Origin of the sequence: Variovorax sp. Sphag1AA, from assembly GCF_014192575.1 — a bacterium.
GTDB lineage: Bacteria > Pseudomonadota > Gammaproteobacteria > Burkholderiales > Burkholderiaceae_C > Variovorax.
Window position 1 is genome coordinate 1,136,903 of sequence record NZ_JACHYC010000001.1, and the last position, 25,216, is coordinate 1,162,118.

The following is a 25,216-nucleotide window of genomic DNA, read 5'->3' on the forward strand; positions in this document are numbered from 1 at the left end:
CCTGGGTTGGCCGGAGTATGAGCGGTCGGCGATGATGCCGGTGTCACCCACCCAACACACGCCCAACGACTCCAGGAGGAAGACAAATGCCCATCCGCATCGTTCGACTCGGCAGCGACCGCGCACACGGCGAAGGCCTGCGCATCGGCACGGTTCGCCGCCCGCCGCGTGGCGTGCCCAAGAGCGAGTTCGCGACGCAGAACTGGTATGACGTGTGGTACCCCAACCTCGCGCCGTCGGTGGAGACGATGAAAATGGCGCAGGCCGCGCAAGCCTCGGGCGTCGCGTCGGAATGGAACGCCTTCGGACGCAAGTTCAAGAGCGAGATGGCCGAGCCCGATGCGAGCCGCAGCCTCGACCTGCTTGCGGCGCTCTCTCATCAGAGCTCGTTCTCGATGGGCTGCTATTGCGAGGACGAGGCCCGCTGCCATCGCTCGTTCCTCCGCGAGCTGCTGGCCGAGCGCGGCGCGGACATCGTCCCCGAATCGAAATAACTGCGGGGCTCAGTGCATCGCACGCGCGATGGCCTGAGCGGCGGTGCGCAGCTTCTCGATCTGTTGCAGCGCCTGAGGGAGCGCCATGCGCACCGCCGGCGCCTGCAAGGCCACCGCGCATCGCACCGGCCCTTGCGGATCGTCACGCACCGGCACGGCGACGCAGACGAGGCCGTCGATAAACTCCTCCGCATCGACCGAATGGCCGCTCTGGCGGATCCGGTCGAGTTCGGCCTCCAGGGCATCGCGCGATTGCAGGGTGTGCGACGTGTGGCGTTCGTAGTTCAGGCCGGCGAGAAGCCGATCGCGCTGCGCCCGTGGCAGATAGGCCAGGAAGAGCTTGCCACTCGCCGAGCAATGCAGCGGAACGCGCGAACCGGGTCGCAATTCGAGCCGCAGCGGGAAGGCGGTCTCGACGCGATCGAGGTAGATCACCTCCGCACCCGACAGCGCCGTGAGATTGCAGGTTTCGCCCACGTCGGCGACAAGCTGGCGCAAGACGGCATGCCGCACACCGGTCACAGTGCTCCCGCGCAGCACCGTTTCAGCAAAGCGCATCAGGCGCGGTGTGATCGCATAGCGGCGGCCGTCGCTGCCGCGTGAGAGCAGCCCGCCGTGCTCCAGTTGCTGGAGCATGCGATGCACCGAGGGCTTGGGCTGGCCTGAGAGCCGGACGACGTCGGAAAGACTCTGGGGCTCGCCGCCGGCGGCGACAAGTTCGAGCAACTGCAGCAGACGAAGGCCGGGCGTTGTGGCCAGATCGGCATCATCGGAGGCAACGGGATCGGGGTAATCCATCAGAAATCTCGTATTTCGAGACGAAAGTGAGAAAATTTTCGAGATTTTCGCGCAATTTCGCTAAGCTGCAAGCCTTAAACGAACGTCTCCATGACTTTTTCTCCCGACAACCTCGTGATCACCGGCGCATGCGGCGGCCTGGGCAACGCCTTGGCGCGGCAGGCGCTGGCGCGCGGCGCGAAGGTGGCGCTGGTCGGGTTGAACGCCGGGTTGCTCGACACCCTGGCAGCGACAGCCCCAGGCCGCTGCGCGATCTACACGCCGGACGTGAGCGACAGCGCCGCGATGCAGGCGATGGCGCAGGACTGGACCACCCGCTTCGGCACACCCGATGCCGTGATCGCCAATGCCGGCGTGGCCGGCGGCTTCGACACCGCCGAGGCTTCGGACCTCGCGGTGTTCCGGCGGATTCTTGAAATCAACCTGCTCGGCGTCGCGACCACCTTCCAGCCTTTCGTCGGCCCGATGCGCGCACGTGGTCGCGGCACGCTGGTCGGCATCGCCAGCCTCGCAGGCCGGCGAGGCCTGCCAGGCAATGGCGCGTACTGCGCCAGCAAGGGCGGCCTGATCCGCTACCTGCAAAGCCTTCGCGCCGAGTTGCGTCCGAGCGGCCTGCGCGTCTGCACGGTCAACCCCGGCTACCTGCGCACGGCCCTCACCGCCGGCAACCGCTTCGCGATGCCCGGGCTGATGGCGCCGGAAGACGCGGCGGCCGCGATCCTGCGCGCCATCTCGCGCGGCGACGAAGAACTGGTGCTGCCGCGCCGGCTGGGCTGGCTGGCTTCCGCGCTCGACCTGCTGCCCGAGGCATGGCACGACGCCCTCCTCTTGCGGCAGCCGCGCAAACCACGCGCCGGCGAATCGGGCTCCACGCCCATCCCCGGCTTGAAGGCAGCGTCCACGCCTCATCGCGGACCGGAAGCCCCGGCACCCGACCCTGATTTCCGCGCGCGCTGAAACGCGCGCTCCCGCTACTCTCCGTTCCTTTCCCGTGAGTCAACCTGTGTCCGCCCTCGTGCCTACCCACAAGCAAATCGCCCTGATCGGCGCCGGTCCCTCCGGCCTCGCCGGCGCGCGCAACCTGCAAAAGCTCGGCATCCCGTTCCAGGGATTCGAGGCCTACGACGACGTGGGTGGTCTGTGGAACATCAACAACCCGCGCAGCACCGTCTACCAGTCGGCGCACCTGATCTCGTCCAAGCGCACCACGGAGTTCGCCGAGTTCCCGATGCCGGAAACCGTGGCCGACTACCCGAGCCACACCGAGCTGTGCCGCTACTTCAGCGACTTCGCGGACCACTTCGGCCTGCGCCAGCATTTCCGCTTCGGCGTTCGCGTGATCCGCGTCGAGCCAGTGACCGAAAGCGCATCGACGCTCTGGCGCGTGAGCGTGGATGTCGGCGGCGGCCGCATCGAGACCGCCGAATACAAGGGCGTGATCATTGCCAACGGCACGCTGTCCGAGCCGAGCATGCCGCGCTTCGAAGGCCGCTTCAACGGCCAGTTGCTGCACACCGCCGCGTACAAGCACGCGAGCCTCTTCCAGGACAAGCGCGTGCTGGTGGTCGGCGCCGGCAACAGCGGCTGCGACATCGCGGTCGATGCGGTGCACTACGCGAAGAGCGTCGACATCTCGGTGCGCCGCGGCTACTACTTCGTGCCCAAGTACATCTTCGGCAAGCCGGCCGACACGCTGGGCGGCAAACGTCCGCTGCCAGCGTGGATCAAGCAGCGGCTCGACGCGAAGGTGCTGCAGTGGTTCACCGGCGATCCGGTGCGCTTCGGTTTTCCGAAGCCGGACTACCGCATGTATGAATCACACCCGGTGGTCAATTCGCTGGTGCTGCATCACATCGGCCATGGCGACATCTCCGTGCGCGGCGACATCGCGCGCCTCGACGGCGACACGGTGCATTTCAAGGACGGGACCGCGCGCGACTACGACCTCATCCTTTGCGCCACCGGCTACAAGCTGCACTACCCCTTCATCGACCGCACCTGGCTCAACTGGCAGGGCATGGCGCCGAAGCTGTACCTGAACATCTTCGCGCCGGGCTTCGACAACCTCGCAGTGCTCGGCATGATCGAGGCCAGCGGCATCGGCTGGCAAGGTCGGTACGAACAGGCCGAACTGGTCGCGCGCTACTTCAAGGCGCAGTCGGAGGGCCGCCCGCAGGCCGCCGCGCTGAAGCACGCGAAATGCGGGCCGACGCCCGATCTCTCCGGCGGCTACAAGTACCTGAAGCTGGAACGCATGTCCTACTACGTGCACAAGGACACCTACCGCCGCGCAGTGCGCGAGGCTTCTGCAGCACTCGCCTGAGGAGAACCGCCAATGATCCCAGTCGACGAAATACGCCTGAACTTCAACCCGGCATCGCTGGTGCTGCTCAATGCGGTGCTGGGCTTCCTGATGTTCGGCATCGCGCTGGACACGCGCATCGCCGACTTCAAGCGCGTGATGCGCATGCCGGTCGCGATGACGGTCGGCGTCGCGGCGCAGTTCATCGTGCTGCCCGCGGTCACCTTCGTGCTGACGCTGCTGCTCAAGCCCGCGCCGAGCATCGCGCTGGGCATGATCCTGGTGGCCTGCTGCCCGCCAGGCAACGTGTCGAACATCCTCACGCATCGCGCGGGCGGCAATGTGGCGCTGTCGGTATCGATGACGGCGCTGTCGAACCTCATCTCCATCTTCGTGATGCCGCTGAACTTCGCGTTCTGGGGCAGCATCCATCCGACCGCCGCGCCGCTGCTGAAGACCATCGCGCTCGATCCGGGCGAGATGGTGATGCACATCGTCGCGATCATCGGCGCGCCTTTCGTGATCGGCATTGCCTTTGCGCACTACCTGCCGAAGCTCACCGAACGCATCAAGAAGCCGGTGCGGATCATGAGCTTCATCTGCCTGATCGGCTTCATCCTCGCGGCCATTGCAGGCAACTGGCGCTACTTCCTCGACTACGTCGGGCTCGTGCTCCTGGCCGTGGTGCTGCATGACGCGCTCGCCTTCGCGACCGGCTACGCATGCGCCACAGCAACCGGGCTTGGCGAATACGATCGCCGCGCCGTCAGCTTCGAGGTCGGCATCCGCAACGCGGGCCTCGGTCTGGTGTTGATCTTCAGCTTCTTCGGCGGCCTCGGCGGCATGGCGGTGGTCGCCGGCGTGTGGGGCTTCTGGGACATCATCGCGGGCCTCGCGCTCGCCGCGTGGTGGGCACGTCGCCCACTGCCCGCAACGGCCGTGCGGTCGGCCTGAATCCGAATTCCTTTTCCCGAGTCCCTTTCATGGAAGCTTCCAAGCCCCTCGCGGCCCGCCGCGTGCTCGTCACTGGCGCCGATGGTTTTCTCGGCCGCACGGTAGTGGCCGCGCTCTCGCGCCTGCCGGACATCCAGCACGTGGTCGCGCTCGACGTTCGCGAAGTGCCGGCCGACCGGCGCTTGCCTGGCGTCGTCTACGCAGTGCAGGACGTGCGCACGCCGGAGATCGGCGTCACGCTCGGCGAGCACGCGATCGACACCGTGGTGCACCTCGCCTCGATCGTGACGCCCGGGCGCGGCAGCACGCGGCAGTTCGAGTATTCGGTCGACGTGCTGGGCACGCGCAACGTGCTCGAAGCCTGTATCGCCAATGGCGTCAGCCACATCGTGGTGTCGTCGAGCGGTGCGGCCTACGGCTACCACTCCGACAACCCCGCGTGGATCGACGAAGACGATGCGCTGCGCGGCAACCAGGCCTTCGCCTATTCGCACCACAAGCGACTGGTGGAAGAGATGCTCGCCGCCTACCGCGTGTCGCATCCGGCGCTGCGCCAGACGGTGCTGCGCATCGGCACCATCCTCGGCGAGAACGTGCACAACCAGATCACGGCACTGTTCGAAAAGCCCCGCATCCTCGCGATCCGCGGCAGCGACAGCCCCTTCGTCTTCATCTGGGACGAGGACGTGACCGGCTGCGTGATCCACGCGATCACCACCGGCCGCGCCGGCTGCTTCAACGTGGCGGGCGACGGCGCGCTCACCTTGTCGCAGATCGCATCGATCCTGCACAAGCCGATGCTGGTGCTGCCCGCATCGCTGTTGAAGATCGCGCTCACGATCGGCTCGCACCTGGGGCTGACGCGCTATGGGCCCGAGCAACTCGATTTCCTGCGCTACCGGCCGGTGCTGTCGAACAAGCGGCTGAAGGACGACTTCGGCTACGTGCCACGCAAGACCAGTCTCGAAGCCTTCCTTGCCTACAAGGCGGCGCGCGAAGCCCGCGCGCAGTCGCAACCTGCGCAGGCGAACGCGTGAGCACGCAGACAGGCCTCAGCCGCGCAGACCTCGGCCGCGCTTTGGCGGTGGTGGTGATCTGGGGCCTGAACTTCGTCGTGATGAAGCTCGGGCTGCGCGAGCTGAGCCCGATGCTGCTCGGCTCTCTGCGGTTTGCCGCCGCGTCGTTGCCGCTGCTCTTCTTCGTCCGCAGGCCGGCACTGCCGTGGCGCTACCTGCTGGCCTACGGGCTCGCGCAGGGACTCGGCCAGTTCGGCTTTCTCTTCCTCGGGTTGAAGCTCGGCATGACGGCGGGCATGGCCTCGGTGGTGATGCAGACGCAGGCCTTCTTCACGCTGATGCTCGCCGCGCCCCTGCTGGGCGAACGCGCGCACCGCAGGCAATGGATCGGCATCGCGGTCGCGCTCGCGGGCCTCGTGCTGATCGCGACCGCGCATGGTGAAGGCCCAGGGCAGATGACCCTCATCGGCTTCATCCTCACGCTATCCGCCGCCTTCATGTGGGCGAGTTCGAACATCGTGGTGCGCTTCGCGACGCGGGCGGTCCCCGCCTACGACCCGTTCGGCTTCATCGTGTGGAGCAGCCTCGTGCCGATCGTGCCCTTCGCGGTCTTCGCGGTGTCGATGGAAGGTCCGTCGACGGTGATGCACCAGCTCGCGAACCTCGACCTCGGCGCCGTGCTCTCGGTGCTCTATCTCGCGTGGTTCGCGACGCTGCTTGCCTACACGCTGTGGACGCGCCTGCTGCAGCGTCACCCGGCCGGCCGCGTGGTGCCGTTCTCGCTGTTGGTGCCGGTCGTCGGCTTGGCAGCGGCCGCCATCTGTTTTGGCGAACGCCCGAGCCCCGCGCAGTGGCTCGGCACCGCCGCGGTGCTGCTCGGGCTGATGATCAACCAGGGCTTCGGCGCACGCGCCCTGGCGTTCCTGCGCGATCCGAAGCGCGCCTGATCGCGGCGATCAGCGCTGCGCCTTGTCCTTCTGGTTCTGCGCCTCGATGCGCTCGCGCGCGGCAAGCCATTCCGCATCGCTCCACTGGCGCAGTTCGTAGAAGTTGCCGCCGGTGGCCAGCGCGCCGCCGCCGTCCATCATGATGCTCTGGCCGTTGAGCCAGTCGCACTGGCCGCGCGCCATGAGGAAGGTCGCGAGGTTCTGCAACTCGCTCATCTCGCCGGTGCGCGCCATCGGGTTGAGCGCCTTACTGCGCGCGCCGGGCTCCTCGCCGGGGTTCAGGCGCTTGCTCATGCCTTCGGTCGGGATCTCGCCCGGCCCGACCGCATTGAGACGAATGCCATGGCGCGCCCATTCGATCGCCAGCGACTTCGTCATCACCTCGATGCCCGCCTTGCTCATCGCCGAGGGCACGACGTAGGGGCCACCGTTGTCGACCCAGGTGACGATGATGCTCATCACGCTGCGGTACGGGTCGCCGTGCTTCCACTTGCCGGCTTTCGCTTCGGCGATCCAGCGCTTGCCCACGGCCTGCGTGACGTAGAACGTGCCGTGGAAGACGATGTTCGCGATCGCATCGAAGGCGCGCGGCGAGAGGGCCTCGGTCGGCGAGACGAAATTGCCCGCCGCGTTGTTGATCAGCCCGTTCAAGCCGCCTGACTGCCAGAGGGCTTCCACCATCTCTTCCACCGCTTGTGCGTTGCGGATATCGAGCCCGAACGTATCGACGCGTCGCCCGGGGAATTGCTTGCGCCACTCGCTCGCGGTTTCCTCCAGCACGCTCTCGCGCCGCCCGCAGATCGCAATGTCGGCGCCCAGGCTCAGGAAGCGCTCGGACATCGCGCGGCCGAGGCCGGTGCCGCCGCCGGTCACCAGAATGCGCTGGCCGGCCATCAGATCAGATTGGTACATGCGGGTCTCCTTCGATTCGTCGGATTGAACGGAATGTGCAGCGCGCATCGTAGATCGCCAGCCGCGAACCGGTAAGCTCCCGGGCAGGTTTTCAACCGGGAATCCGCTCCATGCCCTCTTCCACCGTAGAAGTCTTCGCGCCGCTGGACGGCGTTCGCGTGCTGAGTCTCGCGCTCAACCTGCCCGGCCCCGCTGCGCTGATGCGCTGCCGCGCGATGGGCGCGACCTGCACCAAGCTCGAGCCGCCTTCGGGTGATCCGATGGGCCACTACAACCGGGCAGCCTACGCGGCAATGCACGAAGGCGTGGCCATCGAAGTCGCCGACCTCAAGACCGAGGCCGGCCAGCAGCACCTGCATCGGGCGCTCGAATCGACGGACGTGCTGCTGACTTCGTTCCGGCCTTCCGCGCTCTCGAAACTGGGACTGGATTGGAGCAAGCTGCAGGCGCGGCATCCGACGCTGTCGCAGGTCGCGATCGTCGGCGCACCCGGCGATCGCGCCGAGGAGCCCGGGCACGACCTCACCTATCTCGCCGAGAGCGGACTCGTCACGGGGATGGATCTGCCGCCCACGCTGTACGCCGACATGGGCGGCGCGATGCTCGCGAGCGAGGCGGTCCTGAAGGCGGTGCTGCACAAGGCGTCGTCGCCGCGCGCCGGCATCTACCTTGAAGTCGCGCTCAATGCCGCTGCCGATTGGCTGGCGCTGCCGCGCATCTGGGGACTCACCACGCCCAGCGGCGCAGTCGGTGGCGCGCATGCCGGCTATCGCATCTACCCGTGCGCGGATGGCCGCGTGGCCGTGGCCGCACTGGAGCCGCATTTCGCCGCCCGCCTCTGCGAAGCGGCGGGCACGGCGTCAAAGGACATGGCGGCTGCCGAGACGCACCAAGCGATCGCGCGCTGGATCGCCGCGCGAACCCGCGCGGAACTGGAGGCCATGGCGCGCGAACGCGACGTGCCGCTGCTCACGCTGCCAGGCTGAGCTGGCCGATAGCGCCGGATCGCGCTACTGCGTCATCTCGATCCAGCCAACCGGACAGGCCTGGATCGTCGGGAAGTAGCCGATCGGGTTCTGGCAATACCAGAGCGCCGGAATGCCGCTCACGAAAACAACCGGCGGCGGTCCGAAGAAGACCGGGCCGCCCGCCACGATGAACCGGCGATGCGGAAAACCGGGATGGGTGACGAACACCGGCCGTCCCGGGAAGCCCGGATGCACGAAAACCGCGTTGCGCGCCGGCATGACGCCCACCGCATGCGCACCGCCTCCGCGCATCCCGCGTGCCCCGCCGCCGGCGCCGCCGCCTTGCATGCCGTTGAAAGCCAGGCTGGTTATCGTCACGCCGCCAGCCACGGCGGCCACCATCAGGGCCCGTGCGAGTCTCGTCATGGAGCACCTCCGCTGGATACCCGCTTTGGACTTCAGGCGGATCACCCAAGTTCAGGGCGCCCCCAAGCGGGCGTCACAGGGTTTGCACGAACGCGACCATCCGCTTGCGCTCAGCCGCATCGGGCAAGCGGCCGCGCATTGCACCGAGGTTGTCCGCCATGTGCCCCGGATCGGACGTGCCCGGAATCACCGCCGTCACGCGTTCGTCGCCCAGCAGGTACTTCAGGAAGAACTGGGCCCAGCTTTCGGCGAAGTCCGTCGACCAGTCTGGCAGCGACTTCCCGCGCACCGCCCGGAACAGCCGGCCGCGGCCAAAGGGAAGCGCCGTCAGCACGCCCGCGCGAACCTCGGCTGCCAACGGCAGGATGCGATCCTCGACTTCGCGGTTGTCGAGCGAGTAATCGATCTGCACGAAGTCCGGCTTCTCTCGCCGCAGCACCGACGCGACCGCGTCGTAGGCCCGCTCCGAGGTCGACGTGATGCCGACATAGCGGCACACGCCCTGCGTCTTCCACGTCTTGAACTGGGCCAGCGACTGTCCGGGGTTCCGCACGTTGTGAAGCTGCAGCAGATCGACGCGGCGGGTGGCGAGCCGGGTCAGCGAACGTTCCAGCTCGGCAGGGTCGGGCGACTCCAGCTTGGTCGCGACGAAGAACTTGTCGCGCGACGCCGCCGCAGGCATCGCTTGCCCCAGCACCAGTTCGGCGTCACCGTAGGTCGAGGCGGTATCGACGAGCGTTCCTCCTTTGTCGAGCAGCGTGCGCAGGATCTGCGTCGCGGTCTCGCGGATCTTCGGGTCGTCGTTGTTGAAGACGATGGCCGTTCCCAGGCCCACCGCGGGAATGCGCTCCCCGCTCGATGGAATGGCGCGCGTGACGAGCGCGGCCTCCTTGCCCTGTCCCAGGCCGGCGAGCGGCCACAGCGCCCCGGCAGCGAGCGCAGAAAAACTCCGCCGTGTCATCGATGCCATGACGGTTCTCCCGGTTTTCCCAACGGAGTCGAAGCAGGCGCCGGCGCATCACCGGCGGACTGCGCTGCGCGGCGTTCATGCGTGCGCCCCAGCGCGCCCGAGAGCACCAGCCACACCGCCGCGACCGGCAGCGCGCACAGCGCAATCGCACCAAGCTTGAGCCCCACCGCGTGCAGCGCGTCGTAGACCCAGCCGTAAAGCGCATCGGAGCCGCGGTAGACCACCACGTCGATCAGGTTCTTGGCCTTGTACTTGTCCTCGCGGTCGACGACCGTGAAGAACACCTGCCGCGCCGGATTCGCGATCGCGAAGTTCATCCAGCGCTGCAGCACCTGGAACACGAGCACGACCGCCAGGCCCGGCGACCAGGCGATCGCCAGGAAGCCGACGATGTAGACCGCCGGCAGCGCGCCCGCCGCGATGCCGGTTCCGAAGCGCTGCAGGAAACGCCCGGTGGCAAAGACCTGCGTCGCGAGCGTCAGCAGTCCGACGGCGAGGTCGATGCTCGCGAAGATGCGCGTCTGCTCGCCGGCGCCCTTGATCGTCGCCGACACCACGTTCGCCTGCATGAAGTACAGCATGGTCGCGCCGAACGACAGCAGACTGACCCACGCGCCCACGCCCAGCAGGTACGGCGAGCGGAACATCTTGTAGATGCCCGCGAATGCGCTGCCGCCCACGCGCGCCGGCTCGCGCGGCCCGTCCTGCCGCACGCCGACGCTTCGTTCGAGCCGGTGCGCGCAGAACACCGCGATCTCCAGGAACACGATCGCCGCGATCAGCAGGTTGTGCGGCCCGAGCGGCACCGCGAGCGCGATGGTGATCGTCGGCCCCAGCAGCGCACCGGCGGTCCCACCCGCGCCGATGAACCCGAAGAGCCGCTTGGCCTGCTCGCTCGTGAAGAGGTCCGCCATGAAGGACCAGAACACCGCCACCGCGAACAGGTTGAACACGCTCACCCAGACGAAGAACACGCGCGCCACGATCACCGGCGCGATGTTCATCGCGAGCAGCACCCAGAACACCACGAGGTTGAGCACGAAGAAGTGATAGACGATGGGAATGAACCGCGCGCGCGGCAACTTCGCGACCAGCGCACCGTAGAGCGGCTGCGCCGCGAGCAGCGTCACGAAGGTGGCGGTAAAGAGCCACGGCAGTGCCCGCGTGCCGCCTGCAATGCCCATCTGATCGCGCAGCGGCCGCAGCACGTAGTAGCCCGCGAGCAGCGCGAAGAAATAGCCGAAGGACCACAACGCAGCCGCCAGCTCCTGCGGTGTGGCCGGAACCACTCGCCGCAGCCAGGGCTCCTGCGACGTCATGGTGCGAGCGACAGCTTCTGCCTGAGTTCAGCCGCGCTCACCGACTGACCGTAGCCCGGCCCGCCGCGCTGGAACTTGCGCGCATCGGCCAGCTTGCCGACCACCACCGGATCGAAGCCGGCGTCGGTAACCAACGCCGCCGCGACCTTCACCGCTTCGGGGTCGTCACCGGCGATCGGTATGGCGAGCCTCGGCGGCGGGCGGTTGGCCTCGCGCGCGAAGATCGTGTAGGACATGGTGTTGAACGCTCGCACCAGCCGCGCGCCGCCCAGGTACTTCTGCGACACCACGCCGATGCCTTCCTGCTCGACCTCGTCGGCCACTGCGCTGCCATCGCGCCCGGCCACGGCATTGCACGCATCGAGGATGATCTTGCCCTTCATCGAAGCGCCGTAGTCCTTGCCGATCTGCGGCAGCGCACCATAGGGCACCGCGATGAAGAGAGCGTCACCGAATGCGATCGCTTCGGCCACCGTGCCCGCCTTGGCGAGCGGACCGAGGCTCGCGACAAGGTCCTTGAGTTCTTCCGGGTGGCGCGACGAGAGCATCACGGGATGTCCGGCCTTTGCCCACAGTCCACCGATGGTGCCGCCGATGCGGCCCGCGCCGATGATGCCGATGCGCATGCCGGAAGCTGTCTGCGCCGCCGCACTGCGCGGCGCAAGCGCCACCAGCACGGCACAGCCACCCGCGATGAACAGCCCGCGGCGGACGGGGTCGGGACGTGAATGTCGGAGCATCGGAACCTCCTTGGGTCCAGCGAACCGGCATCATCTTCCCGCGCACCTGCGGCCGCAAGCGGCTCCCGTGTAAAGCCACTCAGAGCTTGATGCCGGCGCTCTTTACGGTCGGGGCCAGCACACCGACCTGCTCTTTCACGATCGCCTCGAAGCGCGCCGTGCTCTCCGGCTTGGCGACGATGCCGAGCTCGACCAGCTTCTTCTGCACGTCCGGCATTGCAAGCACCTCGTCGCACGCACTGTTGAGCTTCGCGACCATGTCTGGCGGCAGCTTGGCGGGCCCGCTGAGTCCGAAGAAGTTCTCCAGCACCAGCTTGGGCTGGCCCAGCTCGACGATCGTGGGCACATCGGGCGTCAAGGGCGAGCGCGTGGTGCTGGTCACCGCGAGCGGCGTGAGCTGTCCACCCTTGAAGTACGGCACGTAGGCCGTGATGACATCGATGCCGACCGGGATCACGTTGGCGATCAGGTCGGTCGTCATCGGCGCACCGCCGCGGTAGGGCACGTGGACCAGGTTGGCCCCGGTGATCTTCCGGATGAGTTCACCGTGGACATGGCCGATCGAGCCCGGGCCGCCGGAGCCGAAGTCGAGCCGCCCGTCCTTGCGGGCGCGCGCTTCGAGGTCGGCGAAGCTCGCAATGCCTGATTGCTTGCTCGCCATGATGACCAGCGGTGCCGAGCCGAGTGACGCGATATGCGTGAACGCGGTTACCGGGTCGTAAGGCTGCTTGTCGAGGAGGAACGGGCCGAGCGCGATCGGCGTGGTGTTCGACAGCATGAAGGTGTAGCCGTCGGCCGGCGCATTCGCGACCAGCGTGCCGCCGATGGTCCCGCCCGCGCCCGGCTTGTTGTCGACCACCACCGGCTGCCCGAGCTTCCTTGCGAGTTGCTCGGCCATGATCCGCGCGAGGATGTCGCTGGAGCCGCCGGGCGGAAAGGTGACGATGATCTTGATCGGCTTGTCAGGCCACTGGGCGAACGCCGGCAGCGCCAAAGCGGCAGCGCCGGCTGCCAGAAGCTGGAGTGCGCCACGGCGCGTCGGATGGGGGATGGTGGTCATGCGCTGGCGCAGCAAGACCGATGCCCGCGCGGGCCATGGCACGCCAATCGCTTGCTTCATGGCCGGAGCACGGCCAAACCTGCCTCCGAGGCCATCGGCGATCGGCGCCGGTGCATCGCGGCACCAAGGCTGTGCGACGAACGCCATGTCACGCCCCAACGACACCACCGACGTCGAGTTGCTCCGCGTCTTCAGCACGCTGATGGATGAGCGCAGCCTTGCGCGCGCAGCGACGCGATTGGGCCGGTCGCGGGACGCGGTCGACACCGCCCTGCGGCATCTGCGCAGGATCTTCGGCGACCCCCTGCTCCTGAAGGACGGCCCGCGCATGGCGCCCACCGAGCGCGCGCTGGCCCTGGAGGCATCCCTGCGGCTGGTGTTCGCCCCGCCGACGCAGCACCCGCCGCCGCCGACGAAGCGGCGCACACGCTGGCGAGCCTGACGGCGCGGGGGCTGGGGCGGAAGGACTGTCGGGAAAGAGGACTTTTGAATCAAAATCCCGTCTCTTTCCCGGCCACCTCATGACCGACGTCGCCCCACCCCGTCCGCTGCTGAGTCCCGAGCACATCGCGCTGATCGACAAAGGCGTGTCCGCGATCGTGGCGTCGCGCGACGCGGCGCTGCGCCCGAGCCTCATGCGCGCCGTCGGCACGCGCATCTCGGCGGACGGCATGCAGATCACCGTCTTCGTCGCGCGCGGCCAGTCGCGCCAACTCCTGCAGGACGTGGCGGCCACCGGCCGCGTCGCAGTGGTCTTCAGCCAGCCCCTGAGCCATCGCACCGTGCAGGTCAAGGCAAGCGAAGCCGCGCTGCGACCCGCGGAGGAAGCGGACCTGCCCGTCCTGCACCGCTACCTGGCTTCGATGGAGGATGAAGTCGGCGCGGTCGGCATCGACGCGCCCTTTGTGCGGGCGATGCTGTCCTACCGCCTCGACGATCTGGTGGCGATCAGCTTCACGCCCGTCGAAGCCTTCGACCAGACGCCCGGTCCCAAGGCCGGCAGCGCGCTCCCGGCGTCGGCATGACGCACCGACCGCGATGAGCACCAGCCCACCATCACTGAACGACATCCGCGCCTGCTTCGAGGGCGCAATCCCCGCGATCATGGCGACTTGCGGCGAGGACGGCACACCCAACGTGGCCTATATCTCGCAAGTGCATTACGTCGACGACCGGCATGTCGCGCTCTCGTATCAGTTCTTCAACAAGACGCGGAAGAACATCCTCGCCAATCCTTACGCCAACGTGCTGATGATGGACCCGGTCGCCGCGGCGTTCTACCGGCTGCGGCTGCGCTACCTGCGGACCGAATCCGGCGGCGCGCTGTTCGAGCGCATGAAGGCGCAGCTCGCCGGCATCGCGTCGCATTCGGGCATGGCGGGCGTGTTCCGCCTGCTGGGCTCCGACGTGTACGAAGTCGAAGCGGTCGAGAGCGTCGAAGGCGAACGGCTCGCACCGGTCTCCCATCCCAAGCCCGGCCTGCTCGCCGGTGTACGCCGCGCAGCCGAGCGCATGGCCGGGTGCTGCGCAACCGACGAACTCCTGCAGACGACGCTCGCCGCGCTCAACGACCACCTCGGTGTGCACCATGCGATGGTGCTGATGCTGGATTCGGCCACGCAGCGCCTCTACACAGTGGCGAGCTGCGGCTATGCCACTTCCGGCATCGGCTCGGAGATCGAGATGGGACACGGCGTGATCGGTGTCGCCGCGCGCGAACGGACGCCGGTGCGGATCAGCCACATGACGAACGCGGCGAGCTACAGCCATGCGGTCCGCAGCAGCCTGCGCGCGACCGAGCCGGACATTGCGCTCGACACCGAGATCCCATTCCCCGGCCTGGCCGAACCGCACAGCCAACTCGCGGCGCCGATCGTTTCGGGCGGACGGCTGCTCGGCGCGCTGTTCGTCGAAAGCCCGACGGAACTGCGCTTCAGCTTCGAGGACGAGGATGCGCTGGTCGCGGTCGCGAGCCATCTCGGCGCCGCGCTGGAACTGCTGCGTGCGGTCGACGAGCCGGTCGCCGTCGAGGAAGCCTCTCCGCCCGTCGCGCCATCGGCCAGTGGCGCGCCGCTGCCGGTGCGCCACTACCTCGCGAACAACAGCGTGTTCGTCGCCGACAGCTACCTCATCAAGGGCGTTGCCGGCGCGATTCTCGGCAAGCTGCTGCGCGAGTATTCGGAGCAGGGCCGCACCGAGTTCACCAACCGCGAGCTGCGGCTCGACCCTTCCATCCGACTGCCCGACCTGGCGGACAACCTCGAAGCGCGACTGGTGCTGCTGCAACGGCGGCTCGCCGAGAACAGCCCGCATCTGCGCATCGAGAAGACCGGCCGCGGGCGCTTCAGGCTGCGGGTGGAACGGCCGGTCACGCTCACCGAAATCGCCGGCTGAGCCGCCGCGATCACGCGGGCAGGTTCAGGCTCGCCGCGAGCTTGACCCATTCGCGCTCGGTCAGGTGCGGGCGCACCACGTCGAGCGCCGCGGCGAAGGCCGGCGCGGGCGCATGGGCGCGCATGTCGCCGAGCATCGCGCTGCGCTCGGCCGGGTTCATGAAGGGCACCATCCAGCGCATCACGAACATCATTTCCTCCGGCGGAATCGAGGCGACGAGTGCGCCGTGGATCTCCATCAGTTCCGCGTCGGTGAAGCGCGCCCAGAGCACCGCGTTGTGCGCGGTCTCTTCCACGTGCATGTGCTCGAAGTTGTGCGCGATGAAGACCGACAGCGCCCGGTACAGCGCCAGCGTGCGTTCGGCACGCAATGCAAGGTCGCACTGCAGCAGCGCGGTCGTCTGGTTGGCGAGTGCATCGATCGCCTCGACGTGCTCCTCGTGCTCGTGCGCGATCCGCCCGCTGGAGCCGGCGGCACGCGATTCCATCGCGGCGTGCAGGAAGTCGTTCTCGTGCTTGAGATGCGCGCGGCAGAACTCGAGCAGTTCCAGCACGCGTTGCGTGGTCTGCGCGAGTTCGAGACCGTCGTCATGGTCCATGCGCCCCAGGGCCAGGAGGGTGTCCGCCATCAGCGCGCGCAGGGCCTTGTGGATGCCGGCATACATGTCAACACGGGGGGCGGAGACCGCCGCGACTTGGCGCATTTCGCGCGGATCGATGTTCATGGGAGTCCTTCTTTTCCGGTTCAGCGGAGGTCGCACCGTGCGCTCTCCTGCTGGGAAGAAAGTCTAGGAATCGGGCCTCTTTCGCGCCGCTAAGAATTGCTTAACGAACCCCTCAGCAAACCTTAAATAACGGTCTAGGCTAATTAGCCAGCGGGGTTGGCCGATGAAGACGAATGTCTCCAAATCACGTCAGTCATCCTAGGACATCGTACAACTTGGGCCACTAAATCAGCCAGCTCCAATCTTCGAGACATGGGGGTTTCCACTATGAAATTGACCCCATTGACAGACGAAATCCGCTCTGATGAAATTCGCCCAGTTGTACGACAACAGTTGATGAATTTCAAAAGTACACACATGAGACAAGCCCTCCCACCCCCGACCTGCCGCTGCAGCGCCGCCCCGCCCCGGCGCTGAATCCCCTCACCGGATCCGCTTCCGGCGCACTGCGATTTCGCTGCGCGCCGCGATGAGTCACGCCCGTTCGCCGCCTTCCCGGCCGCGGCGGCGGCAGGCCACGTCCCCGCTTTCCGACAACTACTACCGCAAGAGGACCTCCGATGAAGACGTCTACCCGAAACCCTCATTCCGCACGCTGGACCTTGGCGCTCGCGGCTCCGCTCGCGACGCTGGTCGCGGCTTCATTGCTGTCAGCCTGCGGCGGCGGAAGCAGCGGCAACGCCGCGTTGCCGGCCAGCTCGGCTACGACCAGCACCCAGACGCCCGTCACCGCGCCCGCCACGTCCTCGGATTCGTCGGTTGCCCAGAAGAACGCCTTCCAGGTCGGCACCACCACATTCGACCCGGCTCTTCCGCCTGAACCGACGCTGCCGACCGACGCCCAGGTCTGCGCGACGCTCGAGGCCAGCAACAACCTCGTGCGACGTCCGGACGGCGCACTGCCGCCCGAAGCGGACCCGTCGACGCCCGGCGTCGGCAAGGCCGTCAGCGCGGCCACGGCCAACCCGGACCAGGCACGTATCCAGGCAGCGCTCGATGCCTGCGGCGCGGCAGTCAACGCGGAAGTCGGCGCGGCCATCCTCGCCGCGGATGCCTCGGCAACGGCTGACCAGAAAACGGCCGCCCTGCCCAACATCAACATCGCGGGCGCCAGCGGCGAAGAGCTGGCCAAGCCGCAGTACAAGCCGACCAAGTTCGCGGTACGCCTGACGGTCAACAGCAGCGGCCCGGGCAACGGCTTTATCTCCGGCCCGCTCACCCTGCCCTCTGGCGTGACGCTCTGGATCGACAAGGGCGCCACGCTCTACGCCACGCGTGACGTGATGGCCTATCTCGCCGCCTCGAACAAGTACTGCGGCAACACGGCAACAAGTGCGACGAACGCCGGCAGTTCCGGCAACTGCAAGGCGCTGATCAACGGCGACTACCTCGTCAATTCCGCCGTCGTCGGTGAAGGCAGCATCGACAGCCGCGCCTATGCGGAGATCGTCACCACCAACGCGCTCTACCCGATCATGAAGGTGGACCTGAGCTGCTCGAACACCTACGCCGCCTACGCGACCTCGCCCAGCACGCAGGCGCCGGACGGCACGCCGTGCGACAACGGCGGGACCTTCGTCGACTCCAAGTCCTCGGTGCGCAACATGACGTGGTGGGACCTCGCCTATCTCGGCAACATGGTGCAGAACGGCACGACCGGCTCGGGCTCGCAGTCGAACTTCCGGATGATGGTTTTCAACTACGCCAAGAACCTGACGCTCTACAAGATCACGCTGAACAACAGCGCCAACTTCCACGTGGTGCCCAGTGGCGTCGACGGCCTGACGGTGTGGAACGTCAAGGTGCAGACGCCGACGCTGGCGGCCTTCGCCAACCCGGCAGGCAACGGCAATCCGCTCTACACCGGCGAGACCTTCAACGCCGACAACGTGAAGAACACCGACGCCTTCGATCCGGGCTCTGCGTCCAGCGCCAAGTCCAACGCGCTCACCACCGGCAGCACGACGACTTCGTCAACCAAGATGTCCTTCGACGGCTACCTGAAGAACTTCGTCTTTGCCTACAACTACGTAAGCACGGGCGACGACGACATGGCGCTCAAGGGCAGCAACAACCCGAACGCGGTCGGCTTCGGCATCGACGGCAATCGCGGCAAGCGCAGCGACCGGGCCTACGGCATCGTGGTGGCGCACAACCACATCTACTGGGGCCACGGCATCTCGGTGGGCAGCGAGACCAACGCCGGCGTGACCAATGTCGAGGTCTACGACAACTCCTTCCTCAATTCGGAAGAAGGCCTGCGCATCAAGTCCGACTACGCACGCGGCGGCGAAGTGAGCAACATCAACTACCGCAACATCTGCATCAAGAACGCGCAGAACGCCCTGCTCTTCACGCCCTACTACAGCACCAAGGCGCTGTCGGGCGGCGTGCCGAAGGTGCCGAACTTCCATGACATCACCCTGAGCAACGTGCGCATCCTGGGCGAATCGAAGGTCAAGCTGCAGGGCTTCGCGGCGAACACCGGCGGCTACTTCACGCCGACCGCCGCCTATCCGACGGGCTACCTGCCGGCCTACCCGCTGGTCATGTCGATGACGCAAGTGGCCGCGGACGATCCGTCGCAGATCTCGCTGATCTCTTCCGACGCGAATCTCACGCTCGACACGGTGAACCTGCCGATCCAGGCATCGACCGCCAATCGCATCGTGGTCAACGGCGAAGCCAGCCTGAAGGTCAACGTCGACAAGGTGCTCGACTGCAGCCAGGCCTTCGTGGACTTCCCGTCCATCGGCGCATCGAACCCCTTCGGCACGCACTGGGTCAGCCAGTGACCCCGCGGCGCTAGGCGGCCCCGCCTAGACGCCAGCCGGCGCCTTGCCCCCTGCGCCCGCCCGTACTACGCTGAGCGTGCGGGCGGGCGTCTCCCGTCCGGGGAGCAACGCCATGTATGAACGCATCCTCGTTGCCACCGACGGCTCCGAGCTGTCGGAACTGGCGATCAACAGCGCCATCGATCTGGCTCTCCTGACACAGGCAGAGCTCCTCGCCGTCAAGGTGGTGCATCACTATCCCGCAAGCTACTTCGAAGGCTCGATCATGCTGAGCCAGGCCGAGGTATCGCACCTGCGCGAGCAGGCCGACTCCGAGGCGCAACGCGTGGTCGATGCCGTCACGGCCACGGCCAGCAGCCGTGGCGTGAAGAGCGCGCGCGGGATCGTGATGCAGGCGGAGCTCATCTCCGAGGCCATCATCGAGGCCGCACGCGTGCACCACTGCGACCTGATCGTGATGGCCTCGCACGGCCGGCGCGGCATCAAGCGCCTGCTGATGGGGAGCGAGACGCTGCACGTGCTGACGCACTCGCACACGCCGGTGCTGGTGCTGCGCTGAAGGCAACGGGCGTCAGCGCGCGCCTGCCGCGTCGCGCTGACGGTCTTCGCGCTTGACCGCGAGGTACGTCGCGAGGTCGACCTCGTGCAATTGCGTCGGGTATTGCTCGACCGACTGGAACCATGCGTTCAACCGCTTGTCGGCACGCTCCGGCGCAGGCGCCGCGAAACCGTCGAGGTAGGCATCCAGCGCGAGGAAGTAGCGCATGGCATTGCGCTCCATCAGGCCGCGCAGGCCCTTGATGAACTCGGGCTTGCCCTCGGCCGTCTTGCCCACCGCGGTAAAGCCGACCTTGTCGCTGCCGAAGGTCGCGAGGTAGGCCATGGTGGCGAGTCGCGCGACCATGTTGTGGTCGTAGGCGTAAGCGAAGTGCAGAAAGGTCTGGCGCTCGCCGAGCGGCACCGCTTCAAGCATCACGTGGTACTGACTCGTACCCATCGGGCCCTCTTCGGCATGAAGCTCCACCTGCAGGTAGTCGCGCGTCGAATGCGCGACGCGGTGGACGAAGGTGAGCTCGAAAGCCTGCTCGATCGGCTTGTCATAGCGCGGCACCACGCTGAGCGTGAGCTTCTCGCCTTCGGGCGAACGCATCGCGCGGCAGCGGCGGTTGTTGATGTGCAGCACCAGCATGTCGCACCACTGGGACGAGCGCTCGAGCGCTCGGCGCACCTCGTCGATCGGGTGATCGACCACCGCGTAGATATCGCCCTGCAAGCCGCCGTCGGTTTCCACCGAGTCGATGACGACCGGACGCTTTAGTGGGCTGTTGGCAAGCTGGTCGGCGTACTTCTGCTGAAGATCGCGCATCGCCTGCGCAGAACCCGCTTCGAGCTTCGCATGCGCGTCGATCGCGCCCAGCGCCGTCGCGCCAAGGATGAGCCAGAAACCGAAACGGACGAAAAGCGCAGCCAGCGGTTTGTGCATGGGCGACACCATACACGCGTACGGTGTCGCGGTCTGCCGGCCTATCGCCCCTTGCGGATCGGCTTGGCCGGGGACGGCTTGGTGCGCCCCGCGCCAGTCTCGCGCGGCGGCAAGCCCGTGTGTTGCGTGAGGATGCGCCCCTTGACGGGCTTCGCGGTCTTGAGCGCGACCGGCGTGGAGTTCTTGCGGCGCGCGCTCTCGTAGCTGCCGTCGGTCAGCGGCTGCCAGGTCGGGATCAGGTGATGCTTGCCGTTGCCGATGAGGTCGGCGCGGCCCATGGACTTCAGCGCCTCGCGCAGCAGCGGCCAGTTGTTGGCATCGTGATAGCGCAGGAACGCCTTGTGCAGCCGCCGGCGCTTTTCGCCGCGCACGATGTCCACCGTCTCACTGTCGCGCGTGATCTTGCGCAGCGGGTTCTTGTTGGAGTGGTACATCGCCGTCGCGGTGGCCATGGGCGACGGATAGAAAGTCTGCACCTGGTCGGCGCGGAAGCCGTTCCGCTTGAGCCACAGCGCGAGATTCATCATGTCTTCGTCGCTGGTGCCGGGATGCGCCGCGATGAAGTACGGAATCAGGTACTGCTTCTTGCCCGCCTCGGCCGAGTACTTCTCGAACATCTGCTTGAAGCGGTCGTAGCTGCCGATACCCGGCTTCATCATCTTCGTGAGCGGGCCCTGCTCGGTGTGCTCGGGCGCGATCTTGAGATAGCCGCCGACGTGGTGCTGCACCAGTTCCTTGACGTACTCGGGCGACTGCACCGCGAGGTCGTAGCGCAGGCCCGAGCCGATCAGGATCTTCTTGATGCCCTTGAGAGCGCGCGCCCGGCGGTAGATCTTGATGAGCGGGTCGTGGTTGGTGTTGAGGTTCTGGCAGATGCCCGGGTAGACGCAACTCGGCTTGCGGCAGGCAGCCTCGATCTCGGGCGACTTGCAGCCGATGCGGTACATGTTCGCGGTCGGCCCGCCGAGGTCGGAGATGGTTCCGGTGAAGCCCTTCACGCTGTCGCGGATGGCTTCGACCTCCTTGATGATCGAGTCTTCCGAACGGCTTTGGATGATGCGCCCCTCATGCTCGGTGATCGAGCAGAAGGTGCAGCCACCGAAGCAGCCGCGCATGATGTTCACGCTGAAGCGGATCATTTCCCACGCCGGGATCTTGGTCGCTCCGTCGTGGCTGCCGTGTTCGTCGGCGTAGCGCGGATGCGGGCTGCGCGCATACGGCAGATCGAACACGTGGTCCATCTCGGCGGTGGTCAGCGGGATGGGTGGCGGGTTGATCCACACGTCGCGCGCGGTGGTGCCTTCGCCATGCGCCTGCACCAGCGCACGGGCATTGCCGGGATTCGTCTCCAGGTGCAGCACGCGATTGGCGTGTGCGTAGAGCACCGCATCGGCGCGCACCTGCTCGTACGACGGCAGGCGGATCACCGAGCGGTCGCGCGGCGGCACCTTGACCTTGCCTTTGCCCTGCAGCGCCGGGTTGGGCACGAACTGGATCGGCTTGATCGCCGCGTTGGCAACGCTGGCAGCACCCGCTGCTTCCGCCGCTTCGGCGACGGCTTGCGCCTCTTCTTCGCGCGCGCAGCTTGCGCCGTTGGCCTTCGCCTGCTCGGAGACCATCAGATAGGGGTTGATGTGCGCCTCGACACGGCCCGGTTCGTCGACAGTCGTCGAATCGATCTCGAACCAGCCTTCAGGGGTCTCGCGCCGCACGAAGGCGGTGCCGCGCACGTCGGTGATCTGGTGCACCGGCTCGCGCGCCGCCAGGCGATGCGCGATCTCGACAATCGCGCGCTCGGCATTGCCGTAGAGCAGCAGGTCGCACTTCGAGTCGACCACGATCGAACGGCGAACCTTGTCCTGCCAGTAGTCGTAATGCGCGATGCGGCGCAGCGAGCCCTCGATACCGCCGAGCACGATCGGCACGTCGCTCCAGGCTTCCTTACAGCGCTGCGAATAGACGATCGCCGCGCGGTCGGGGCGATGGCCGCCGACGTCGCCGGGCGTGTAGGCGTCGTCGCTGCGGATCTTCCGGTCGGCGGTGTAGCGGTTGATCATCGAATCCATGTTCCCGGCGGTCACGCCGAAGAACAGGTTCGGCTTGCCGAGCACCTTGAACGGATCGGCGCTCTGCCAGTCGGGCTGCGCGATGATGCCGACGCGAAAACCCTGCGCCTCGAGCATGCGCCCGATGACCGCCATGCCGAAGCTCGGATGGTCGACGTAGGCGTCGCCGGTGACGACGATGATGTCGCAGCTGTCCCAGCCGAGGGCCTCCATCTCGGCGCGCGAGGTCGGCAGGAACTTGGCCGTGCCGAAACGGGCCGCCCAGTACTTGCGGTAGCTGGTCAGCGGCTTGGCGGCGCGCGTGAAAAAGGAGACGTCGACGGGGGCGTTCATCGGGGGTGGATTCGGCCGCGGGGGCCTCGTGGGCAACCCGCGATTTTAGGGTTTTCCATTGGAACTGTCGCCCTAAAGGCGATTCCCGCATTCCCGTTCTGGATCCTTATTAGTTGCTTTTGTCAATCAATCGATTGACAATGGCAAGCATGGATGCCGTCACCACTCCCCCTCCGGACACCGCTCACGTTTCTGCCGTCAAGGCGATCCGCCAGTTCAACCGCTTCTACACACGCCAAATCGGCGTACTCGACCCCTACCTTGGCAGCGACATGTCACTCACGGACGTCCGTGTGCTCTACGAGCTCGCGCACCGCGAGTCGCCGGTTGCCAGCGAGATCGGCAAGGACCTGCATCTGGACGGCGGCTACCTGAGCCGCATCCTTCGCCGCTTCGAGGCGCAAGGCTGGCTGGTACGCGAACCCAGCCCCCGCGACGCGCGTCAGAGCCTGCTGCGCCTGACCGAAGCCGGCCATGCGGCCTTTGCGCCGCTGCAGCAGAAGTCCCGCGACGAAGCAGCCGCCCTCCTCTCGCCGCTTTCCACCGCACAGCGTGCACAACTCATCGGCGCGATGGGCACGGTGCAGCAACTGCTGGCCCCCGCAGCCGCGCCGCCGGTCAAGGCGCAGACCGCCATCCTGCGCGACCCCGCACCCGGCGACATCGGCTGGGTGGTGCAGCAGCACGGCGAGGTCTACGCACGCGAATACGGCTGGAACAGCGACTTCGAAGCACTGGTGGCCGACATTGCCGGGCAGTACCTGCGGAAGTTCCAGCCCGCATGGGAGCGCTGCTGGATCGCCGAGCTGAACGGCGAGCGCGTCGGCGCGGTTTTTGTCGTGCGCAAATCGGCAACCACCGCTCAGTTGCGCATGCTGATCCTGACGCCGCAGGCGCGCGGCCTCGGGCTTGGCGGCCGGCTCACGGACGAGTGCCTGGCCTTCGCGCGCAGCAAGGGCTACAAGAAGATGGTGCTGTGGACCAACAGCTGCCTCACCGCGGCACGCGCGATCTACGCGGGGCGCGGGTTCAAGCTGGTGAAGTCCGAGCCTTACGAGGGCTTCGGCCAGCAGCTCGTCGGCGAGACCTGGGAACTGAAGCTCTGAGCCTCGCCCGATCTCAACGCGGGTTGCGCCGCGCGACCCAATAAGTCGCGCCCTGCGACCCGTAGCGCTCCGCGTGCGGCGTGCCCGTCGGGACCATGAAGGTGTCGCCCGGGACCAGATGGCGCGTATCACCGCCGCAGCTCAGCCACATCTCCCCCTGCGTCACCAGTGCATTGGCGTCGAAGGGATGCGTGTGCTCGTCGAGCACCGTCATCGGCGCCCACTCACGGATCAGCGCTTCGTCGAAACCGAGCGCACGCGCCGAGGCCTCGAAATCCTCGAAGGTCTTGGCGGATGCCGGAAAGCCTTTCAGGTCGTCGTTGCTCATGGGGAACTCCTTGGCCACGTCTTCGCGAGCGAATCGCGCAGCCCCGGTTCTACCCCTGCCTGCAATCCCCGGCTAGCGCCGACGCCTCAATCGGCGGTGATCTTGCGATCGCGCACGATGCTGCCCCACTTGGCGTCTTCCTTGCGCATGAAGTCAGTCAGTTCGGCCCGGGTGGTCGGTTGAGGCGTCAGTCCGTGCTTGTTCAGCGCGTCCTTGACCTCGCGGTCGTTGAGCACCTTGACGATCTCCTGGTTCCAGCGGTCGAGGATCGGCGCCGGTGTCTTGCCCGGCGCGACGAAGGCGTACCAGTTGAGCGCCTCGAACCCCGGGTAGCCCGATTCGGCCACGGTCGGGATGTCCGGCATGTAGGCCGGCCGCGTCAGCCCGGTCGTGGCGAGCGGGATCAGCCGACCGGCCTCCACCTGGGGCAGTGCCGTAGGCGGCGCCGAGAAGTACGACGCCACGCGCTCGCCGATCAGGTCTTGCATCGCAGGCGCCCCGCCCTTGTATGGCACGTGGACCATGTCGATGCCTGCTCGCTGGTTGAAGAGTTCCCCGGCCAGATGCGAGGCCGAGCCCGCACCGGTCGACGCGAAATCCACGCCGCCCGGCTTCTTCTTTGCCAGCGCGACGAATTCGGCGAGCGTCTTCACGCCGAGCCCCTTGTGCACCACCAGCACATTGGGAAAGTTCACGCCGCCCGAGACGGGCGCGAGGTCCTTGAACGGGTCGTAGCGCACCTTCATCACATGCGGCGCGATGGTCAGCGGCCCGACCGAGCCGAACAGCAGCATCGTGCCGTCGGCCGGTCCGGTTGCCACGAACTGATGCGCGATGTTGCCGCCAGCACCTGCCTTGTTGTCGATGATCACGGTCTGGCCGATGTTCTCGCCGAGCTTCTTGGCGATCAGTCTCGCCGCCGCGTCGGCTGCACCGCCGGGGGCGAAGCCGACCACCATCGTGACTGGCTTCGTCGGCGCGAAGCCCTCTGCTCGAGCCGGGCCGGCCAGCAGCAGCGCGCTGGTGAAAAGTACGCCGGCGAGTCTCGCTTGTCGTTTGTTCATCGTGTCTCCTGGGTTCT

The 25,216-nt window shown here is 66.9% G+C and carries 25 protein-coding genes; 13 read left to right on the top strand and 12 right to left on the bottom strand.

Annotation, left to right across the window (positions count from 1 at the left end):
- Positions 1–86 precede the first annotated feature (86 nt).
- Positions 87–494 (top strand): DUF488 domain-containing protein, encoded by a 408-nt coding sequence (locus tag FHW64_RS05530; RefSeq protein WP_184523789.1) that lies wholly within the window; start codon positions 87–89, stop codon positions 492–494.
- Positions 495–503: 9 nt separating this feature from the next.
- Here the strand turns inward: FHW64_RS05530 and FHW64_RS05535 are convergent, their stop codons facing one another.
- Positions 504–1,292: an IclR family transcriptional regulator gene (locus tag FHW64_RS05535; protein ID WP_184523791.1), complete on the bottom strand. Its 789-nt coding sequence runs from the start codon at positions 1,290–1,292 to the stop codon at positions 504–506.
- A gap of 90 nt (positions 1,293–1,382) precedes the next feature.
- Here FHW64_RS05535 and FHW64_RS05540 point away from each other — a divergent pair, with 90 nt between their 5' ends.
- Genes FHW64_RS05540 through FHW64_RS05560 form a run of 5 tightly spaced genes read left to right on the top strand, consistent with a single transcriptional unit; the run spans position 1,383 to position 6,511 of the window.
- Positions 1,383–2,249 (top strand): SDR family oxidoreductase, encoded by an 867-nt coding sequence (locus tag FHW64_RS05540; RefSeq protein ID WP_184523793.1) that lies wholly within the window; start codon positions 1,383–1,385, stop codon positions 2,247–2,249.
- Positions 2,250–2,295: 46 nt separating this feature from the next.
- Positions 2,296–3,615: an NAD(P)-binding domain-containing protein gene (locus FHW64_RS05545; protein WP_311733256.1), complete on the top strand. Its 1,320-nt coding sequence runs from the start codon at positions 2,296–2,298 to the stop codon at positions 3,613–3,615.
- A 12-nt stretch (positions 3,616–3,627) separates the two neighbouring features.
- Positions 3,628–4,548, top strand: coding sequence for a bile acid:sodium symporter family protein (locus FHW64_RS05550; RefSeq protein WP_184523795.1), 921 nt, complete (start codon positions 3,628–3,630; stop codon positions 4,546–4,548).
- A 29-nt stretch (positions 4,549–4,577) separates the two neighbouring features.
- Positions 4,578–5,585 carry an SDR family oxidoreductase gene (locus tag FHW64_RS05555; RefSeq protein ID WP_184523797.1) on the top strand — a complete coding sequence of 336 codons (1,008 nt, stop codon included), beginning with the start codon at positions 4,578–4,580 and terminating at the stop codon, positions 5,583–5,585.
- Positions 5,582–6,511, top strand: a complete 930-nt coding sequence (locus tag FHW64_RS05560; protein WP_311733257.1) for an EamA family transporter — start codon at positions 5,582–5,584, stop codon at positions 6,509–6,511. The genes FHW64_RS05555 and FHW64_RS05560 overlap by 4 nt, the downstream gene beginning before the upstream one ends.
- A gap of 9 nt (positions 6,512–6,520) precedes the next feature.
- Here the strand turns inward: FHW64_RS05560 and FHW64_RS05565 are convergent, their stop codons facing one another.
- The gene (locus FHW64_RS05565) at positions 6,521–7,423 is read right to left on the bottom strand and encodes an SDR family NAD(P)-dependent oxidoreductase (RefSeq protein ID WP_184523799.1); all 903 of its coding nucleotides are present in this window, start codon (positions 7,421–7,423) and stop codon (positions 6,521–6,523) included.
- Between the two features lie 110 nt (positions 7,424–7,533).
- On the opposite strand from FHW64_RS05565, the gene FHW64_RS05570 reads away from it, so the two are divergent.
- Entirely contained in the window at positions 7,534–8,409 is an 876-nt protein-coding gene (locus tag FHW64_RS05570; RefSeq protein ID WP_184523801.1) for a CoA transferase, read from the top strand.
- Between the two features lie 24 nt (positions 8,410–8,433).
- Here the strand turns inward: FHW64_RS05570 and FHW64_RS05575 are convergent, their stop codons facing one another.
- From FHW64_RS05575 to FHW64_RS05595, 5 genes are all read right to left on the bottom strand, one after another.
- The gene (locus FHW64_RS05575; RefSeq protein ID WP_184523803.1) at positions 8,434–8,817 is read right to left on the bottom strand and encodes a hypothetical protein; all 384 of its coding nucleotides are present in this window, start codon (positions 8,815–8,817) and stop codon (positions 8,434–8,436) included.
- Between the two features lie 73 nt (positions 8,818–8,890).
- On the bottom strand, positions 8,891–9,787 hold the full coding sequence (locus FHW64_RS05580; protein WP_184523805.1) for an aldo/keto reductase: 897 nt from the start codon (positions 9,785–9,787) through the stop codon (positions 8,891–8,893).
- The gene (locus tag FHW64_RS05585) at positions 9,775–11,106 is read right to left on the bottom strand and encodes an NTP/NDP exchange transporter (protein WP_184523807.1); all 1,332 of its coding nucleotides are present in this window, start codon (positions 11,104–11,106) and stop codon (positions 9,775–9,777) included. The genes FHW64_RS05580 and FHW64_RS05585 overlap by 13 nt, the downstream gene beginning before the upstream one ends.
- The gene (locus tag FHW64_RS05590; RefSeq protein ID WP_184523809.1) at positions 11,103–11,846 is read right to left on the bottom strand and encodes an NADPH-dependent F420 reductase; all 744 of its coding nucleotides are present in this window, start codon (positions 11,844–11,846) and stop codon (positions 11,103–11,105) included. Before FHW64_RS05590 ends, FHW64_RS05585 begins: the two co-directional genes overlap by 4 nt.
- A 79-nt stretch (positions 11,847–11,925) precedes the next feature.
- Positions 11,926–12,906, bottom strand: coding sequence for a tripartite tricarboxylate transporter substrate binding protein (locus FHW64_RS05595; protein ID WP_184524298.1), 981 nt, complete (start codon positions 12,904–12,906; stop codon positions 11,926–11,928).
- A gap of 145 nt (positions 12,907–13,051) precedes the next feature.
- On the opposite strand from FHW64_RS05595, the gene FHW64_RS05600 reads away from it, so the two are divergent.
- The 3 genes from FHW64_RS05600 (at position 13,052) to FHW64_RS05610 (ending at position 15,300) form a co-directional block, all read left to right on the top strand.
- The gene (locus FHW64_RS05600) at positions 13,052–13,348 is read left to right on the top strand and encodes a LysR family transcriptional regulator (RefSeq protein WP_184523811.1); all 297 of its coding nucleotides are present in this window, start codon (positions 13,052–13,054) and stop codon (positions 13,346–13,348) included.
- Positions 13,349–13,427: 79 nt separating this feature from the next.
- Positions 13,428–13,931: a hypothetical protein gene (locus tag FHW64_RS05605; protein ID WP_184523813.1), complete on the top strand. Its 504-nt coding sequence runs from the start codon at positions 13,428–13,430 to the stop codon at positions 13,929–13,931.
- Positions 13,932–13,944: 13 nt separating this feature from the next.
- Positions 13,945–15,300 (top strand): GAF domain-containing protein, encoded by a 1,356-nt coding sequence (locus tag FHW64_RS05610; protein ID WP_184523814.1) that lies wholly within the window; start codon positions 13,945–13,947, stop codon positions 15,298–15,300.
- A gap of 10 nt (positions 15,301–15,310) precedes the next feature.
- Here the strand turns inward: FHW64_RS05610 and FHW64_RS05615 are convergent, their stop codons facing one another.
- Entirely contained in the window at positions 15,311–16,024 is a 714-nt protein-coding gene (locus FHW64_RS05615; protein ID WP_184523816.1) for a hemerythrin domain-containing protein, read from the bottom strand.
- A gap of 560 nt (positions 16,025–16,584) precedes the next feature.
- On the opposite strand from FHW64_RS05615, the gene FHW64_RS05620 reads away from it, so the two are divergent.
- Positions 16,585–18,819 (top strand): glycoside hydrolase family 28 protein, encoded by a 2,235-nt coding sequence (locus FHW64_RS05620; RefSeq protein ID WP_184523818.1) that lies wholly within the window; start codon positions 16,585–16,587, stop codon positions 18,817–18,819.
- Positions 18,820–18,931: 112 nt separating this feature from the next.
- Positions 18,932–19,378, top strand: coding sequence for a universal stress protein (locus FHW64_RS05625; RefSeq protein ID WP_184523820.1), 447 nt, complete (start codon positions 18,932–18,934; stop codon positions 19,376–19,378).
- A gap of 12 nt (positions 19,379–19,390) precedes the next feature.
- On the opposite strand, the gene FHW64_RS05630 is transcribed toward FHW64_RS05625, so the two are convergent.
- Both FHW64_RS05630 and FHW64_RS05635 read right to left on the bottom strand, forming a co-directional pair.
- Positions 19,391–20,302 carry a hypothetical protein gene (locus FHW64_RS05630; RefSeq protein ID WP_184523822.1) on the bottom strand — a complete coding sequence of 304 codons (912 nt, stop codon included), beginning with the start codon at positions 20,300–20,302 and terminating at the stop codon, positions 19,391–19,393.
- Between the two features lie 41 nt (positions 20,303–20,343).
- Positions 20,344–22,701: a YgiQ family radical SAM protein gene (locus FHW64_RS05635; RefSeq protein WP_184523824.1), complete on the bottom strand. Its 2,358-nt coding sequence runs from the start codon at positions 22,699–22,701 to the stop codon at positions 20,344–20,346.
- A 149-nt stretch (positions 22,702–22,850) separates the two neighbouring features.
- Here FHW64_RS05635 and FHW64_RS05640 point away from each other — a divergent pair, with 149 nt between their 5' ends.
- Complete coding sequence (locus FHW64_RS05640; RefSeq protein ID WP_409350596.1) at positions 22,851–23,807, top strand: GNAT family N-acetyltransferase; 957 nt, start codon at positions 22,851–22,853, stop codon at positions 23,805–23,807.
- Between the two features lie 13 nt (positions 23,808–23,820).
- Here FHW64_RS05640 and FHW64_RS05645 read toward each other — a convergent pair whose 3' ends face one another.
- Positions 23,821–24,135: a cupin domain-containing protein gene (locus FHW64_RS05645; protein ID WP_184523827.1), complete on the bottom strand. Its 315-nt coding sequence runs from the start codon at positions 24,133–24,135 to the stop codon at positions 23,821–23,823.
- An 86-nt stretch (positions 24,136–24,221) separates the two neighbouring features.
- Positions 24,222–25,199, bottom strand: a complete 978-nt coding sequence (locus FHW64_RS05650) for a tripartite tricarboxylate transporter substrate binding protein (RefSeq protein WP_184523829.1) — start codon at positions 25,197–25,199, stop codon at positions 24,222–24,224.
- Positions 25,200–25,216: the final 17 nt, after the last annotated feature.